Annotated in this window: 12 protein-coding genes; 6 read left to right on the top strand and 6 right to left on the bottom strand. The window is 44.6% G+C overall.

The annotated features are described in order from the left end of the window. The first annotated feature begins 983 nt into the window (after nucleotides 1-983). Genes Q4Q49_RS07145 through cydX form a run of 3 tightly spaced genes read left to right on the top strand, consistent with a single transcriptional unit; the run spans nucleotide 984 to nucleotide 3,831 of the window. Nucleotides 984-2,540 (top strand): cytochrome ubiquinol oxidase subunit I, encoded by a 1,557-nt coding sequence (locus tag Q4Q49_RS07145; RefSeq protein ID WP_311998990.1) that lies wholly within the window; start codon nucleotides 984-986, stop codon nucleotides 2,538-2,540. A 15-nt stretch (nucleotides 2,541-2,555) separates the two neighbouring features. Then, nucleotides 2,556-3,695: a cytochrome d ubiquinol oxidase subunit II gene (cydB, locus tag Q4Q49_RS07140; protein ID WP_012089726.1), complete on the top strand. Its 1,140-nt coding sequence runs from the start codon at nucleotides 2,556-2,558 to the stop codon at nucleotides 3,693-3,695. A 19-nt stretch (nucleotides 3,696-3,714) separates the two neighbouring features. Then, on the top strand, nucleotides 3,715-3,831 hold the full coding sequence (gene cydX, locus Q4Q49_RS07135) for a cytochrome bd-I oxidase subunit CydX (RefSeq protein ID WP_006082469.1): 117 nt from the start codon (nucleotides 3,715-3,717) through the stop codon (nucleotides 3,829-3,831). A 660-nt stretch (nucleotides 3,832-4,491) separates the two neighbouring features. Here cydX and Q4Q49_RS07130 read toward each other — a convergent pair. Beyond that, nucleotides 4,492-6,495 (bottom strand): methyl-accepting chemotaxis protein, encoded by a 2,004-nt coding sequence (locus Q4Q49_RS07130; RefSeq protein WP_311998989.1) that lies wholly within the window; start codon nucleotides 6,493-6,495, stop codon nucleotides 4,492-4,494. Between the two features lie 259 nt (nucleotides 6,496-6,754). Here Q4Q49_RS07130 and Q4Q49_RS07125 point away from each other — a divergent pair, with 259 nt between their 5' ends. Beyond that, a complete protein-coding gene (locus Q4Q49_RS07125) occupies nucleotides 6,755-7,000 on the top strand; it encodes a YdcH family protein (protein ID WP_006082467.1) in 246 nt (81 codons plus the stop codon). On the opposite strand, the gene Q4Q49_RS07120 is transcribed toward Q4Q49_RS07125, so the two are convergent. Continuing rightward, nucleotides 6,997-10,065, bottom strand: a complete 3,069-nt coding sequence (locus Q4Q49_RS07120; RefSeq protein WP_311998987.1) for an efflux RND transporter permease subunit — start codon at nucleotides 10,063-10,065, stop codon at nucleotides 6,997-6,999. The genes Q4Q49_RS07125 and Q4Q49_RS07120 overlap by 4 nt on opposite strands. 2 nt (nucleotides 10,066-10,067) lie before the next feature. After that, nucleotides 10,068-11,174 (bottom strand): efflux RND transporter periplasmic adaptor subunit, encoded by a 1,107-nt coding sequence (locus Q4Q49_RS07115; protein WP_311998986.1) that lies wholly within the window; start codon nucleotides 11,172-11,174, stop codon nucleotides 10,068-10,070. 139 nt (nucleotides 11,175-11,313) lie between these two features. Between Q4Q49_RS07115 and Q4Q49_RS07110 the strand changes: the two genes are divergently transcribed. Next, the gene (locus tag Q4Q49_RS07110) at nucleotides 11,314-11,940 is read left to right on the top strand and encodes a TetR/AcrR family transcriptional regulator (RefSeq protein ID WP_071938258.1); all 627 of its coding nucleotides are present in this window, start codon (nucleotides 11,314-11,316) and stop codon (nucleotides 11,938-11,940) included. 122 nt (nucleotides 11,941-12,062) lie between these two features. Next, nucleotides 12,063-13,007 carry a DUF6268 family outer membrane beta-barrel protein gene (locus tag Q4Q49_RS07105; protein ID WP_311998985.1) on the top strand — a complete coding sequence of 315 codons (945 nt, stop codon included), beginning with the start codon at nucleotides 12,063-12,065 and terminating at the stop codon, nucleotides 13,005-13,007. A gap of 12 nt (nucleotides 13,008-13,019) precedes the next feature. On the opposite strand, the gene Q4Q49_RS07100 is transcribed toward Q4Q49_RS07105, so the two are convergent. From Q4Q49_RS07100 to Q4Q49_RS07090, 3 genes are all read right to left on the bottom strand, one after another. Beyond that, the gene (locus Q4Q49_RS07100; RefSeq protein WP_226058954.1) at nucleotides 13,020-13,580 is read right to left on the bottom strand and encodes a chalcone isomerase family protein; all 561 of its coding nucleotides are present in this window, start codon (nucleotides 13,578-13,580) and stop codon (nucleotides 13,020-13,022) included. A gap of 292 nt (nucleotides 13,581-13,872) precedes the next feature. Next, nucleotides 13,873-14,352, bottom strand: coding sequence for a DUF2947 domain-containing protein (locus Q4Q49_RS07095; protein ID WP_106651098.1), 480 nt, complete (start codon nucleotides 14,350-14,352; stop codon nucleotides 13,873-13,875). 82 nt (nucleotides 14,353-14,434) lie between these two features. Next, nucleotides 14,435-16,936, bottom strand: coding sequence for a 6-hydroxymethylpterin diphosphokinase MptE-like protein (locus Q4Q49_RS07090; protein ID WP_311998984.1), 2,502 nt, complete (start codon nucleotides 16,934-16,936; stop codon nucleotides 14,435-14,437). Nucleotides 16,937-17,351 lie beyond the last annotated feature (415 nt).

Below are 17,351 nucleotides of genomic sequence, written 5' to 3'. Positions count from 1 at the left end.
AAGTAAAAGCCCCCACTCTCAAAGAGATGGGGGCTCGTTTTGCGCTAACAAAACTTCAAATTAATGCAATAAATTTCACGAGTAATTCGGGGAATTATTTCAGCTCATTAGCTGTATAAAGTTCAACAAAAACACGCTTGTAGCTGTTAACCACACGTTCAAATAATTTAGTCATATCGATATCTCCACACCAAAAGTTAACACCTATGTGCGCGAAGTTGGCATTGACTGGGCTACGACACCAGTTCTACCAAATTGTCTCCTTAACACAGGACATATATTAAACAACTCAGGTTAGCTTCTCAAACGAGAAAAAATACAATTATTCATTATTAAAACTAATGAATTTTAATGACTTTTTTATATTTCTATTTCTATATGTGAGTTTATTTATTGATTTTAAAGGTTTTAAATTAATTTTTAACTAAAAATATTTTTAAGTTTTTTAGTTAATTTGTTGCAACATTATTTGTTTATTAGTTTTTTGGTAGCTTAAGCTGATTTGTGGCGGCTAATTAATAAAAGTATGGGTTTATATTAATTAACGCTTACTCACTACTCCTGTTTTATGTGGTTGTCAATCCCTCTCAATGGGGAAGTGTGTGCCTCACCGCAAAACCCACCTAAACCACTGAGTTTGATTGATTTGCATCAAAGCGAGGTGGTATAAAATAGCCACAAATGAAAACGAATAAATATCTTAACTATCTGATATTTATATCGATGAGATCATTTGATTGATTGAGTGGTAAGGTGTCGGTCTCAGTTACTTGCGATAGTGTGACTCGCGTCTCAATATGCGACGGATATTGGTACTTTTTAGCCCTTGCTGCTTCGAACTAATGCAAAAGATTAAATTTAACGGTTTATACTGATGTTCAGATATAAACACAAAATGAAAACTCACTATCCTACAAAGGCACTTGCTGTGATTAACGCGGGTTTTATCATAGCAATTGGACGCACCAAGTAAGGAGTCACCGATGATTGTTGAAGAGGTTGTTGAGCTATCGCGGTTGCAGTTTGCGCTGACAGCCATGTATCACTTCCTGTTTGTTCCCTTGACGTTGGGGTTGGCATTTTTGCTGGCTATCATGGAATCACTGTATGTGATGACGGATAAACAAATTTATAAAGATATGACTAAGTTCTGGGGTAAGTTATTTGGTATTAACTTTGCCTTGGGGGTTACCACAGGTTTGGCAATGGAATTCCAGTTTGGTACTAACTGGTCTTACTATTCGCATTACGTAGGGGACATCTTTGGTGCGCCTCTGGCTATTGAAGGTTTAATGGCCTTCTTCCTCGAATCTACCTTTGTCGGTATGTTCTTCTTCGGTTGGGATCGTTTCACTAAACGTCAACATTTAGTGGTGACTTGGTTAGTGGCCTTTGGCTCTAACATGTCGGCATTGTGGATTTTAGTGGCAAACGGTTGGATGCAAAACCCTGTGGGTTCAGTGTTCAACTACGAAACCATGCGCATGGAAATGACCAGCTTCGCTGAAGTGGTGTTTAACCCTGTTGCGCAGGTGAAGTTTGTTCACACTGTGGCTTCGGGTTATGTCGCGGGTGCCATGTTTGTACTGGCAATCAGTGCTTATTACATCCTCAAGAAACGTGACTTACCTTTTGCCCGTCGCTCATTCGCGATTGCGGCAAGCTTTGGTATGGCGGCAATTCTATCGGTTATCGTGTTAGGTGATGAATCTGGCTATAAAGTCGGTGAAGCACAGCGTGTTAAGTTAGCGGCGATTGAAGCTGAATGGCACACTGAACCTGCTCCTGCGGCCTTTACTGCGGTTGGTTTCCCAAATCAAGAAACCATGCACACGGATTATGCGATCAAAATTCCTTATGCTATGGGTATTGTGGCAACACGCTCATTGGATGAAGAAGTCACGGGTATCCATGACTTGATTGCTGAGCATGAAGTGCGCATCCGTAACGGTATGAAAGCCTATGCCATGTTAGTGAAGCTGCGTGCGGGTGAAGAAACACCTGAACTGCGTGCGGCCTTCGAAGCAGCAAAAGTCGACTTAGGCTATGGTTTCTTGCTGAAACGCTACACAGATAAAGTGGTCGATGCCACTGAAGAGCAAATTAAAGCAGCGGCTAAAGATTCTATCCCGAACGTTGCACCGATTTTCTGGAGCTTCCGTGTGATGGTGGGTCTAGGCTTTATCATGTTGTTCGTATTTGCTGCGGCATTCTGGCAAAGCACACGTCATCAAATCGCTGAGAAAAAATGGGTACTTAAAGCTGCACTTTATAGCTTGCCATTACCTTGGATCGCGATTGAGTGTGGTTGGTTTGTGGCTGAGTATGGTCGTCAACCTTGGACGATTTCTGAGGTACTACCGACCTTTATGTCTGCATCAAGCTTAACGACTGGCGACTTATGGTTCAGTATCCTTTCTATCACCCTGTTCTACACTGTGCTGCTGGTGATTGAGATGTTCTTGATGTTTAAGTTTGCCCGCATTGGTCCGAGCAGTTTAAAAACTGGTCGTTATCATTTCGAGAAACTAGAAGCCTAAGCAGAGGATTTCATTATGTTTGATTATGAAATATTAAGAGTTATCTGGTGGGCTCTGATCGGCGTACTGTTCATCGGATTTGCGGTTACTGACGGTTTTGACATGGGTGTCGGTGCGTTACTGCCAATCATAGGCAAAGACGATACTGAGCGCCGTATCATGGTCAACACTATTGCTCCCCATTGGGACGGCAACCAAGTGTGGTTAATCACAGCAGGTGGTGCGTTATTTGCCGCTTGGCCTATGGTGTATGCAGTGTCTTTCTCTGGCTTCTATGTCGCCATGATGTTAGTGCTGTTTGCCCTTTACATGCGTCCAGTCGGATTCGATTACCGTTCTAAAATCGAAAATCCAAAGTGGCGTAAGTCATGGGATTGGGCTTTGTTTGCCGGTGGTTTTGTGCCTCCGCTGATCATAGGCGTAGCCTTTGGTAACTTGTTACAAGGCGTACCGTTTGAATTCGACGAGTTCCTACGTGCGACTTACCACGGCGGTCTATTCGGTCTGTTGAATCCTTTCGGTCTACTGGCTGGTCTTGTGAGCGTGAGCATGTTTATGATGCAAGGCGCTTCTTGGCTACAAATGAAGACAGATAGCGAGCTGCGAGTGCGTGCTGCGAAAGCGACACAATTCTTCGCCCTGTTAGTGGCTGTGTTATTTGCTGCTGCGGGCGTGTGGTTAGCCAATGGTATCGATGGTTATGTAGTGACATCTGTCCTTGACCATAATGCGGTTTCTAACCCAGCAATGAAAACAGTCGCGATTGAAGCGGGTGCTTGGCTTGCCAACTATGACAAATACCCCATCACTATGCTGTTCCCTATCTTAGGTGTGGTATTGCCGTTGTTAGTGATTCTGGTGAGCCGCTTTAACCGTTCAGGTTTTGCGTTCCTATTCAGCTCACTGACTGTGGCTATGGTGATTTTGACTTGCGGTGCAGCAATGTTCCCATTCGTAATGCCATCGTCACTAGACCCTAACGTCAGTTTGACTATGTGGGATGCAACAGCCAGTAAAATGACCTTAGGTGTTATGACTGCTGCAGCTGCGATTTTCGTACCCATAGTGTTGAGCTACACTGTCTGGACTTACTACAAGATGTTTGGTCGTATTGGCCGTAAGCATATTGAAGATAACAAAGCCTCACTCTATTAGGCATTAAGGAGCATCTGCTATGTGGTATTTTACGTGGATATTAGGGGTTTTGTTGGCCTGTTCTTTCGGGATTATCAATGCCCTGTGGCTTGAGAATACTGAGAACATGGACAGATCGGCAGATGATGCCGAGTAACGTCTAAACTCGATTTAAAAAACCTCGCTTTAGCGGGGTTTTTTATTGGGATTTTTTGATGGGTGCGGTTAGGTTTAACCTGTGTTGCAGCAGAACTATCCTATTAGTCGGCATATCTAACTCCATAAAAGTGTGATGATGTAGCCGTGTGCTGAGGCAACGCAACAGGGGCGCCTGATATCCGTTTTGTCGTGAGTGTGATGCCTGACAGATGTGGCGTCTAAGATTGAGAGGTTGTGACAAAGAGTGTGGATTATGAGGGCTGAATGCCTAAGTGCAGTTATTACTGAGGCTGAATGGGGCAGCATGAATAAGTGAAGCATGTCATTAAAGACACTTCATCAAGTGACGATCTCTGAAGACTTCTTATTAAAAGGTATTCACCCATTTAGACTTTATCACTTCATCGCTTTTTGATGGCGATAGATACAGGCTATTGCTCCGTATTATTTAAAATCTTTACTCCTTATTCTTTTACATCGCGCTTTTAAAATAGCGAATATCAATAACTGTCTCCTCAAGTCGCTTTCTTGAATGATGCCCCAAAACTGATGTGAATCAAGGCCATAAAAAATGCCACCCAGTGTGGGTGGCATTTGATAAACAACTTATTAGACATTTGAGTGAGTCGAGCTAATAGAACCCGTCGCGCTAGTCTAATTAAGCCTTAAACTGGCTTATTTGGCGTTTTAAAGCCGCCGCTAAGGAAGACAGTTCATTAGCTGAATGCACCGTTTCAGTGGCACGGTGCTCGCCCTCATTTGCTAGTTCACTGATCTGATGCAGATTGTGAGTAATTTCCTCTGCAACACTGCTTTGCTGTTCAGTTGCCGAGGCGATATTACGTGAACTAATGGCGAGTTCACCAATCCGGCGGGTGATTTCCTTAAGCTGCTCGCCGGTTGATTCGCCCTGTGCTGCGGATTCCATGCCTAATTGATGACTCTGACCCATTTGCTCTGTGGTGCTTTTCACTTGGGTTTGCAGCTTTCCAATTGTTTGGCCAATTTCTAAAATGGATGATTGGGTACGCTGAGCTAAGATTCTCACCTCATCTGCAACAACCGCAAAGCCTCGACCTTGATCGCCTGCGCGCGCCGCTTCAATCGCCGCATTGAGTGCCAGTAAGTTTGTCTGCTCGGCAATGCTGTTAATCACTTCGGTGACTTTACTGATGGCTTCACTTTCGTGACTGACTTTTTCAACCGACTGATGACTGTTACTGAGCTGTTCACTGAGCTTGAGTAAATCTTGCACCACTCTAACTTGTTGATCTTGTCCTTCTTTCGCTGCGGCATCAACTTGTTGACTCTGAACTGCGCCGTCTTGGGCATGATTCGCCACATCACGGATAGAGGTCGACATTTCTTCAATGGCAGTAGCAATTTGATCCGTTTGTAGCATTAAGGCCTGAGCTTCTTCGCCATTCTGTTTGGCGATACTTTGTGCCTTAGAAGCCTGCTGCTCTAAACTCATCACCGAATCCTGCAGGGCAATGATTAACTGCCTTAACTCTGAGGACATGGTCGATACGCTGGTGGTGATGCGATCAACTTCGTTTTGACTCTGTGGTTCCGATGGCGCTAAGTGATGACTGAAATCGCCACTGCCTAGCCTTTCCATATGCACTTGTAGGGCATGTAACGGCTTAAGTGCACGGATTAATACTACTGAAAGCAGTGCCGTGATCAGCGCAATCCCTGTGAGGGCAACGATAGCGTTGATAGTGAGTAACTGCATACTTTCTTCATTGAGCTCACTCGCCTTAACTTGGCCTACCAACATCCAATTCCAGCCGGTTACGGTTTGGCTATAGGCAAACATAGGCTCATTTTTACTATTGATATAACTGTACTCAGAATCATCTTTCGTGGCCTCAGCCACACTTAACCCATCGAGCATACTTTCGGTGATAACGTCGCCCGCATTAAACTGAGGATGCGCGACAAGTACATTGTCCGCTTTACGGACTAACAGAAAATGGCCGCTTTCTTCTAGGGTGAGTCGGTTTACAGCGTCTTGTAATTGTTTTAATGAGCTGGTGATATCAAAGCCAATATACAAGATACCAATGACTTGACCTTGGACGTCTTTAACTGGTCGATAGACTGTCATATAGTCTTTGCCGAAGAGTTTGGCGTAGCCTTCGTATTCTTGGCCGCTGATCAGCGCTTGATAGCCTGGATGGGTTTTGCCGAGGAAGGTGCCCAGCGCACGGCTACCATCGGCTTTTTTGAGTGAGGTCGACACCCGCATAAAATCATCGCCATCACGTACGAATACCGTTGCCGTGCCGCCTGTCAGGTTAGCAAAACGATCGACTTTACTTTTTGAGGAGTTAATTTGTTCTTGTTCGTGCATGAGGGCGGGGGAGCTGACTCCCATCACATTGACGGTTTTATTTGGTTTACTAAATTGCCCTGGATACATTTCCTTAAACACATCGGCGTTGCGCCTTGCAAGCTGCAAAAGGCTATCGTATTGCAGTTCTAACATGTCTGAAACGGCACGCATTTCGGACTTCATGGCACTCATGCCTTTATCTTCTAATACATTCGAAGCGGCTTTGTAGGAAACGGTACTGAGTATGCCAAAAATGGTGAGTGTGAGAATAAACGCGAGGGCACCTATTTGTTTTGCAATAGGCCAATTTTTATAATTCATCGTACGATCCTATAGGTAACGGTTACATCAATGTAGCCTAAGTTTCACTCCATGGTCTTGATATGGGTCTAGTATTTAAGCAATTGTATAGTCAATTATTTGATATTTTAACAGTTTTAGACTTGAGTTAATGGATTCATTCCACAGACATGTCGGCAGATAAAAAGTCCTGCTAACTGGCCGTATTGTGATGGCATGGACTAAGCTGCTTAAGGTGAATGGAGTTCATTGAGTCAGAACCATTATAGGGGAAGTGTATATGCTAGGTGAGAATCATGCGTTAGTTTATGAGTTTCCTGATTTTGTCGATCAAATTAAGCATCTAAAAGTCAATAATAGCGCTTTTGCGACTATGGCCAGTCGTTACCATGAGCTCGACAATAAAATTAGGGCACTGGAGTTAACTAAAGTGCCCACCGCCGATGAGCACTTTTTAGCGTTAAAATTAGAGCGGTTAAACCTCAAAGATAAACTGTATCAATACCTAGTCCACGATGCGATTTAAGCTGGAATGGCGGACTGATTGTTCGCCTTACGGGTTTTCATCAACAGTAGATACATAGTCGGTACCCAAACCAGAGAGAGCAAAGTCGTCAGCAGCGTGCCGCCCGCGATAGCAATGGCAAAGGGAGGCCAAAATCCGCCGCCAGCAATGATAAGCGGAATAAACCCGCCCACTGTGGTGATGGTTGTTGAGCTGATATGGCGGCCACAACTGCTGACGGTTGAGACTATGGTTTCCATATCGCCGAGTCTAGCACTCGGCATATCCTCAAGTTCAGCCAAGATCACTATGGCAGCGTTAATGGCCAGTCCCATCAAGCCTAGTAAACCTATGATGACAGGGAATCCAAAGGGATAGCCGAACACAAACACGGCTAATAGGCCAAGCCCGGCTGATTGTATCGCGCTCAATAAAATGATGGCCGTGAGCCTAAAGGAGTTGAACGACAACACCACAGTGGCCAATAGCAAGGTGACGACTAACATCACATTGGACAGTAAATTGCCGACCGCTTCGTTACGTTTCGCGCTTTCACCGCCGATTTCAATGCGATAACCTGATGGCAGCGCGAGTTGTGCCACTTTATCTTTGACATCGTTCAGCACTTGGGCGGGTAACACACCACTGACAATATAGGCTTCTATGGTATTCACCCTTTGGCCGTTACGTCTTGGAATGGCGCCGCGGCTCACTTGTACTTCGTTGTGGGCGAGGGCTGAGAGCGCGACCGACTCACCCGAAGGTGTCACTAATTGAATTTCTGAAAGGCGGGTGACTTGTTCGCGACTGCCATCACCGAGTCGAACTCGAACGGGTAATGACTCCGTTTGCTCAAGTACGCTGCCCCCGATAACGCCCGTGGTCGACATTTGGATCTGCTTGGCAATATCCGTCAGACTTAAACCACTCATCAGGCTGGCATCTTCATTCACTTGCAGCCACAGCTTAGGCGCACCGGCACTTAAAGTGGCTCGGGTATGGAGTACGTCCGGCGTTTGCGCGAGGATATTGCGGACTTCGTCGCCCAGCGATCGCAACGTATCGAGATTCGGACCGAAGATCATCAACTCTACCGGCGCATTAAAGGGCGGACCTTGCTCGAGTTTGCGTACTAGTACTTGTGCTTCGGGGAAAGCACTGTCGAACTGCTGTTGTAATTCGGGTATCAGCTCATTGGCACGTTCAAAGTCGGTCACTTTCACCATGGCCTGCGCATAGTTAGTCGCGCCCTGTTGGCGTTGCGTCAGGTTGTAATAAAATGAGGGCGTATTGCCGCCCACCACCCAATCGACTTGAATTATCCCTTTGACGGCATGGAGCTTTTTATCCATCAGTTGCACTTGGTTCAAGGTGTTGTCTAAACTCACATGGGGCGCAAGATAGACTTCAATTTGGAACATGTCCCTGTCCGATGGCGGAAAGAATTGCTCTGTCATCTTGCCCGAGGCGTAAAAACCTAATACTGGCGTAATGCCGATAAGCAGCGCACTGATAATAGGGCGCTTAAGGGCGATTCTGAGGCTCGCTTGAAAATATTGGCTCAGCAGCGGGAGATTGATCCCGTGTTGATACCAGACATCATGTTTGCCTTCATGGCTAAATCGTCCCGCGAGTCCCGCAATTATCGTGTGGGAAATCAGGTAAGAGCCCAGCAGCGCAAACATCACTGACATGGCAATGCCACCGACAAACTCCCCAGCGGCACCGGGCATCAGTACTATGGGCGCAAAGGCTAAAATCGTGGTAATCGTTGAACCCGCTAAGGGCAGCCAAAGGTGGTGTATGGTTTCACTCACTGCGGCAAGGCGGCTCATCCCTTGTTGGCGCCGTTGTGAGATGGCATCGACAATCACAATCGCATTATCCACCATGATCCCAAGGGCGACGACGAGTCCTGTCACCGACATTTGATGTATGGGCAGGCCGATATATTTCATGCAGGCCAAGGTAAATAGTGCTGTAAGGGGCAATGAAATCGCCACTATGATGGCGTTTCGTAGTCCGAGGGTGAGTAGCAATACCAGCAAGATGATCACAAATCCTTGCAGCAGGTTAACCACGAGTCCGCCAAGGCGATCGCTGGTGTAACTGTTTTGCTCGAATAGCCATTGGATCTGGATATTGGCGGGCACTTCGCGATTAAGTTCATCGACGACGCTATTCACTTGTGCTTGCCAGAGATCGACACGGCTATTGTTAAGCATGCGCGCGGCGACAAAAACGCCTTGTTCACCATCGACTAAGGCTATGCTGTCCGCGGGCGTTTTGGCTTGGCGCGTGATAGTGGCAATATCCCCAAGGCGAATAATTTGGCCTTGGTTATCAATTTTGAGTGGCACTTGGCGAATGCGGGTTAAGGAGTCGAGTTCGCCCGAGACTTCGACTAAGGCGCGAAACTCACGATTGTTGATTTCACCCGCAGCAATTTTACTGTCGGCGCCGCTGAGAATATGGGCGATGGAAGCGGGAGTGAGTTGTAACTGGCTCATCTTGTTGCCATCGAGCTGCACTAACATTTCTTCGGTCGGTGCGCCGTAGAGTTTGACAAAATCCGTGCCTGACAACAGCCTGAGCCTGCTCTGTAATTCCTTCGCGTAGCGGTTGAGCATATCGACTCGAACGGGCGTATTGCTATTCCACACTAAGCTTAAAATGGCGGTGTAGGCATAACCAATTTGATCATCGAGTGTCGGGGATGGTATGCCCTCGGGCAGATTGATTTTCGCATCGGCTAATAAATCTCGCGCCCGAGACCACACGGGATCTGTCTCCATGACTGTGTCTTTTAATTCTAACTGTATGACTGAAATCCCCGGCCGAGAGGTCGACTGTATCAGCTTGATTTCTTCTAAGCGTCTGAGCTGATTTTCGAGCACTTCCGTGACTAAGGCTTCGACCCGCTCGGCCGAAGCACCGGGGTACGGGGTGATCACAGAGGCGAAACGGTTAGTTATGTGTGGATCTTCAGTGCGCGGCAGACTCGAGATAGCGCCAAAGCCCGCGACCAGTAATAGTGCAATAACGAGGCTGACTAAGCGGCCGTTTTCAACAAAGGCTTTAATCATAACTACCTCGTGGCTGCGGCAATGGGAGACACGGCTTGGCCTACGACCAGCTTATGGAGTCCTTGGCTGACATAGATTTCATTGGGCTGAATCGCGCCTTGAATGTAGGCCATGTCTTGGGTTGTGTAGAGAATTTCCACATCTCGTCGCTCTATGATGGATTGCTGTTCATCATTTGCGATGACATACAGATTCCATAATCCGCGAATGCCATCCGTCAGCGCTGAAATTGGCACCCAATACCCAGCTTGCTCAATTTGCTGCTGTTGATGCAGATACGCAATTTCACCGTTAATCACACGGGCATCTTGGGGCAGGCTGATCCTAAGTTGTAGGGTGCGACTGACGGGATTCACTTCGGCGCTGATACCGGCAATTTCGGCGGTAAAGGTTTGGTCTTGCACGCTGACTTGTACTTGCTGTCCGGCGTAAAACTGCTCCGCTAACGCGACAGGTACGCCAATGTAGGCTTCAGGATTGATATTGCCCACTAAGGTGAAGATAGGGCTGCCCGCAGTAACCACTTCGCCTAAGTTATGCAGTTTTTGGCTGATGGTGCCGTCAAAGGGCGCCACTAAGATGGATTTATCGAGCTTAAGTTGATTGGCATGCTGTGAGGCAAGTAGGCGGTTTTTCGCCGCGGCTAAGCTATTTAATTGTGAGCGGTTTTCATCTAATAGCTGCTCAGAGACATAGCCCGATTTTTTCAATTCTTGATTACGTTTTAGAGTGCTGGTGGCCAGATCAACATCGGCTTGGGTTTGCGCCAGACTCGCTTGGATTTCCTGGCGCTCGGCTTCGAGTAGTCGGGTATCGAGGATTGCCAGTATTTGGCCTTGCTTCACTTTGATGCCGGAATCGGCCTGTAGTTCGTTTAACTTACCAGCCAGTTCAAAGCCGACGCCAGTTGTGTTGCCCGCACGGATAGTCCCCGTGAAGGTCTGCTCGTGCTGATAGCTTGGGGTCAGGATCAACGCTTGGCTCGTGACTGTGGGCAGTACGGTTGTCGTGGCGTGTTCAGTGACTTCCTTTTGACAGGCGGATAATGTGACTAAAGCAAACACGCAGACGCTGATAGTGCGCCAAGAACGTCGGGCAGTTCGATCCATTTTAAGTGCTTCCGCTGTAAGTTAAACGTTAATGCAATGTAACTAGACTTGCTAGTCTAGTTGTGCGGAACTAGACTGTCTAGTCTATTTTGTGCTTAACTAATGCCAATTTATTATGTCTATCTATTCGAGAGTCGATATGACGCATTCCTCTGAGACGCAGTTACCTCTGAGCCGTAGCGAACAAAAACGTCAGCAAGTGCTTGTGGCTGCTATTGATTTATTTTGTCGTCAAGGGTTTCCCCATACCAGTATGGATGAGGTTGCCAAGCTTGCGGGCGTGTCGAAACAAACCGTCTATTCCCATTACGGCAGCAAAGATGAATTATTTGTTGCGGCAATCGAATCTAAATGTGTTGGCCATAATCTTAATGATGATTTGTTAAGTGATCCCACTAAGCCTGAATCGGCATTAACTCAGTTTGCCCTGCAGTTTGGGGAGATGATCGTCAGCCCTGAAGCTATTACGGTATTCAAAGCCTGTGTGGCGCAATCCGAAAGTCATCCTGAAGTGTCGCAGTTGTTCTTCGACGCGGGCCCGAAACATATAGTGGGGTTATTGGCGGATTATTTAGTGACAGTAGAAGCCCTAGGGCAATATCACTTCGGTAATGCGCACCATAGTGCGGTGCGTTTATGTTTAATGTTGTTTGGTGAGCTAAAACTCAAATTAGAATTGGGCTTGGCGGCCGATGAACTCGTTGACGATAGAAATGAGTATATTTTGGGTTGTGCAGACATGTTCCTAAAGGCGCATCGGGTTTAATAAAACTTGCACAATATAAAAGTATCATTTTGTATCTGAACATTGAAAGCATGAACCTTTTAGCTTGATAGCGCGTATTATGCGCAAAAATCTGTTAATCAATTTAAATGCAAGGAGCTGACGTGGCTAATCGAGAACTCTCACCATCGAGCGCAAAACTGCGCCTGCTGAAAAGCGCTGTATTACTTTTGCCGTTAATGAGCTGTGCTGCTATTGCAGCTGATAAACCTTCGCAGGAATACAAGCCTTTTAGATTAAGTGTCGCGCAGATCAGCACCCAGAGTGCCGAGGTTGCCAATGGTAATACTGAGCTACAAAGGGATAGTTTATTACTGAGTGCAGGGATGAATGTTCCGTTAAATCAGCAATGGTCTTTGGGCTTTCGTGTGGGTTACGACAGGCTGGATTATGATTGGCGCAATATCACCCTCACTGGTGCTAACAATGTCGCACCGCTGTTTGGTACCGACGGGCAGAATTGGGAGCATATCAATCGTTACCGTGCCGGAGTGTCGTTAAATTATCGCATGGATAAACATTGGGCCTTCTTTTTAGCGCCGCAGATCCAATATGCTTACGCCGATACTGCATCGGCCAGCGAAGCCCAGAGTTACGGTATTGTGGCGTCTGCCATGTATGCATTTGATTCGGGGAATATGATTGGCTTTGGCGTCGCGTATCTTAATGATATCTATGAAGTTCGCACTGTGCCATATCTCGCCATGCGCTGGCAGATAGATGAACATTGGGCACTCGCCAATCCTTTCCAAGCCGGTTTTAGCGGTCCCGCAGGATTAGAGCTGAGTTATCGATTTAATTCCGATTGGAATGTCGGCTTTGGTAGTTCGCGTCGTACTGAGCGATTCCTTATCGAAGACGATGACACTGTGGTAGAAACGAACGAATGGGTGAGTTATTTACGTGGCGGTTGGCAAGCAACCCCAGCATTAACAGTAAATCTTTACGCCGGTTATTACTTTGATGGTGAGTTAGAAGTGACCGACCAAGCTGCGCTTGATATGGATAGCCAAGGCGCTGCGGCCTTGGATATCGAATTCAAATTCTAACGTTAATGTCAGTTATTTGCCTAGCATGGCCTCTTTGAGGCTTTTCTGGGCTGGCTTGTCACCTAGCCAAATTTTTAACAGTGCTTGACGGAACATTTCACCTTCGATGGTGGCTTGTTCCTGACCATTTTTATAGGCCGTCACGCCGCGGGCTTTATTGGCGACTAAGGTAAATTGGTCGCCTTCTTTAATTTCTTCGTTAAACAGCGCCATAAAGGCATCGATTTGCGGTTGAATATCGGCGGTATTATCTGCCGTCGCGTGCTCAAAACCTTCGGTGATCGCATCGCGCATTTTTTCTGAGGTGATCATGCCAGAGGTAATGTTAAGGCGGATTGCCGCAATTGGAGCATCGATAACCGCTGCTGTGCTACTCAAGGCCGCTGGCAAATACAGACTGCCCACATATAAATCCATAAAGAACTTACTGCGAACCCCCGCGCCATTAAGCTGTAATGCTTGACTATCTAACGTCACAGTATCAGCGACTTGCACACCTGAGACTTCTTTGGCCATTAATGTGTGGGGTAATAACAGCGCGCTGGCTAGGGTAAGAGTGGAGAGTAACTTCATAATACACCTCATTTTTCTATTTTAATTATTGGGTTTAAATCAGATTTTATGAGTATTTACAGCAGAAAGTTGACCCCAACTTCTCAAATACTCGGCATCGGAAATGGATGTTAATCTAAAGAAGAGGGGAGAGATAGGCTAATTGTGCTTAAGTATCTTTCGAGTATGGCATACTCATCATTAAGTATGGGCATGCCAACAAGATGACTCATCGCGTTAAAATACTGACGTAAAAGTATTGCTGTAAAACTATTGGCGGGTAAATTATCAGCGTTAAGCAATCTGGTATAAATTATCCGCGAGTGCCCAGCTTGTACTGTCCACTCTGTTCGAACATCACAGCTTGTTTCTGTTTTGGTGAGATCAAAATTGGACCGTCGTCGAAGAAGAGAAAACACTTCCAATTACGGACGAACACATCCCAACGAGTTTCAATAATCTGATATTTTTCATAGCAAAAATACACCGGCGTCTCATCTGGCCATTGTATAAACTCGGCTAACATGGCGGGTAAACTGCTCTCTTCACTATCCCAAGCACTCTGCCAATGATCTGTTTCCACCCAAGCATCAGCCTTCGCCGCCCAATCTCCCTTAGTGAATTGCTCCGCACGACTACTCTTGTTGCTAATCCATTGATTCCAGATTTCCATCGCACTTTTATCTGTTAACGGCAGGATATGCGCCTTGTCTTCGTCAGTTACAGGCAAGTCCTTGTGGTTGAAAATCCACTTACGGCGGTATTGATCTAGCGGTATATAAGTGTTGGCCACATTAGCTCTTTATTACATAGTAAATTATGCCCGATTATACCTAAGGTTCGCGGGCTTGTGGATCTTAAGCTTACATAATTTGTCAATTTGACTTCAGTTCTAAATTACGATAAAGCTTTTGTAAATGCATTTGTGCTGCAAAGTTGTTCGGATCTAAGGTTAATATTTCTGTTAATACGCTTACGGCTTGTTCGGGTTGGCCTATATCCTTCCAAAAAAGCCCAAATTTGAGAAGCACCGGAATATCAGTTGGGTATTTTTCTAAATAGTTTAGATAATAGTCTAACGCTTGTTGGTACTTACCTTGAAGCTTAAGTATTTGAGCATAGTGAGGTAAGTAATCGTCACTAAATACAATAATTTTACTATAAGTATTTTCAGCCAGCGTAATATCCTTGAGTTTCAGGGAGAGTAATATAATTTGTTTTAGTTCAGTTTCCGTACGATACTCTTCTGAGATATTAAGTATAGACTCTAGTGCTGCGGACTCTTCGTGCAGAAGTAAAAATTGGTAACTCGAGGCTAAATAATATAAACGGGTTAACTCTGGGTTATCTGTGATAAATGGACTGATGTATTGAATCATTTTGCTTATCCCGAGTAAGTGCTGATTTTGCATTAAGATCGCCAGCTTTTTAAATGCATCTTCCACATTATTGACAGTAGCCTCTTTTGCACTAGTACTGTGACTCTGTTGGCTAAGATATTGTAAGTATTCTTGTTCAATCTCGTCGAGTAGAGCTATATCTGCATCATTCAACTTCTGATGGTCGGGCATATAGTTTTGTTTCCAAATTAATGCTCGGCCTAGCTGATTATCCTGCCGCCACTGTCTAGCAATCGCCGTTATATCTGTTGGCACAGTGAGTTCAGCTAATCTTATTTCCACTCTGGATGCGGCATCATTGATTAAGACGCTAAGTTCAGTGGCTATGTTTAAATATGCCTTATAGTAAATGTTATTATTTGTACTGAGATCTAATTGTGACCAATGTTCGCTCTGTTTTGTCGATAGGAAATGTGAGAATTCGTAGTAGCCGTAAAATTTAATTAAGCTTCCAAAATGGTGGTATTTTTGATTGAGTGTTTTTTCAATCTTGTCTATTTTTCTGTGTAGTTCAACAACGGTGTGTGTGGTACCCTCTATTTTTAGCATGGTATTTGAATAATGCAGGGCCTTTTTGAGCAATTTTATTAAGGCATTAAAAGTGTTTGAGGTTAAAGAGAGATCAGTTAGGGTATTTGCTAATAGCTTACGTCTTTGTTCGATAGATAGTTTGTGCTTACTTGGTTGAAGTATAGCTCTATCTTCAGGTGTAATTGTTGCTAGCACCAGTTGTTCTGGTGAAAGCTGTTGTATACCCTCAATTCTTGCAGCGTTTGCTGATAAATTGATACACTTTGCATGGTAACAAATCACTTCTTCTTGTAAAGATTGCATGGCTTGAAGGAGTTGTATTGGAGTTTCTGCCATTTCACCTGAATAGGTTTCTACCCACTCGAACATGACTCCTAAATTAGGGCCAATATCTGCACCGAATGTATTCTTTGCATGGGTTGCACCAGACTGAGAATGACAAAAATCAGAGCCACAAAGTAATATTTGTTCAAATCCCATTTCTTCGGCAATTTGCACAGCGGCATTAGTTACGGTAGGGCCTTTTGGCAAAATATTATCGCTATCTCGAGAATCCCAAGGTAATCGTGGACCTGTGTATAGCACGCTGCCAGCCCACTGTCCGAGTAATAGGGGACTAACATGATATGAGCAAATAAATAGACTGTTTTCGTACAAGGCCATCATTTCTTTATTTACTGTCAACGCATGATCTTGGGGATCGACCGAAACTATGATATCCACAGGAATTCCTGCAATAGTCAGTTTATGCGCTACTCTTGATACAGCGAAAATAACCAACTGTTCTCGATGGCTTTTTATCCAGTCGATATGCTCATCTAAAGAAGGGCCTCCGCCTAAAACTATGCAGGTTTTACCCATGAATTTCTGTTTTAGTATGGATGCGGGCTGAAGAGTTTCGCTTAAATTAATTAGTTGCTTTTTAATAAAAATTTTCTGGGAAAAGCCGATATTGCTTTCGAAGTGCTCGTGTTCTATTTTTTTTTCAACGAAATAATTTAATTGTGCATATTCATCAATGTAGTTCCCTGAAACTGCAATTGAACGATGAACTTTAAATTGATTTTTAGCAATAAAAATATTATTACGAGTTTCTTTTAATAATGCATCAAACATCTCAGGCGAACATATTTCAATTGATTCAGATAGTTCGTCTGGGACTTCAATTGTTAGTAAGTTCAGTACTGCATTAAAGTCTACAAAAATAAATTTACTGCCATCGGGAATAGCTAGCTCCATAACATAGTTAGCAAGTAAACCAGAATCCAGACCTATGACTATGTGAAGGGTATCTTTATGGGAAAACTCGGCCTTATACCTATTATTAAATAGCGTTTTCGAGTCGCATTGCTCAAAGGTGTTGCGATTAATGCTCGGTAGATAGTACTCATTGAATTGACTAACCGAGAAAACAGCGGAGAGAATGGGTTCGTTTACTGTCATCATCTGTTGTGTACCTTGTTATCTCGTTATAGTCAAATTTTTGGCAAACATTGAATATGTACGGAAAATTTTCGCATATTTTCATGCAGATAGCATAATGAAATCAAATTTATTTTTGTAAAAAAATAGCACGATTGCCTCACAAATAGTTATTGTATCTCTGGGACTTAATATCAAACTTGTATAAAAAACGCTCGTTTTTTGTTTTTGGTGATTTTGCTAATTTAGGGAAAATAAGTCAAATTGCTCTGGATTAGACTTTTACTGTAGTCATATTGATGATTAAAAACACAGTTTGGAATAGATTGTCGTAAAAATTCTAAAAACGGTCGACAATTCAAATTAAGTTACTAAAATTATATAAATTTATGCATGGTTGTGGTTTAGTAGCGTTCATGTTTTTACTTATGATAATCAT

The sequence above is a fragment of the Shewanella sp. SP1S1-7 genome (genome assembly GCF_031932105.1).
In the GTDB taxonomy this organism is placed as follows: Bacteria; Pseudomonadota; Gammaproteobacteria; order Enterobacterales; family Shewanellaceae; genus Shewanella; species Shewanella baltica.
This window is presented reverse-complemented; position numbering and strand designations above follow the sequence as displayed.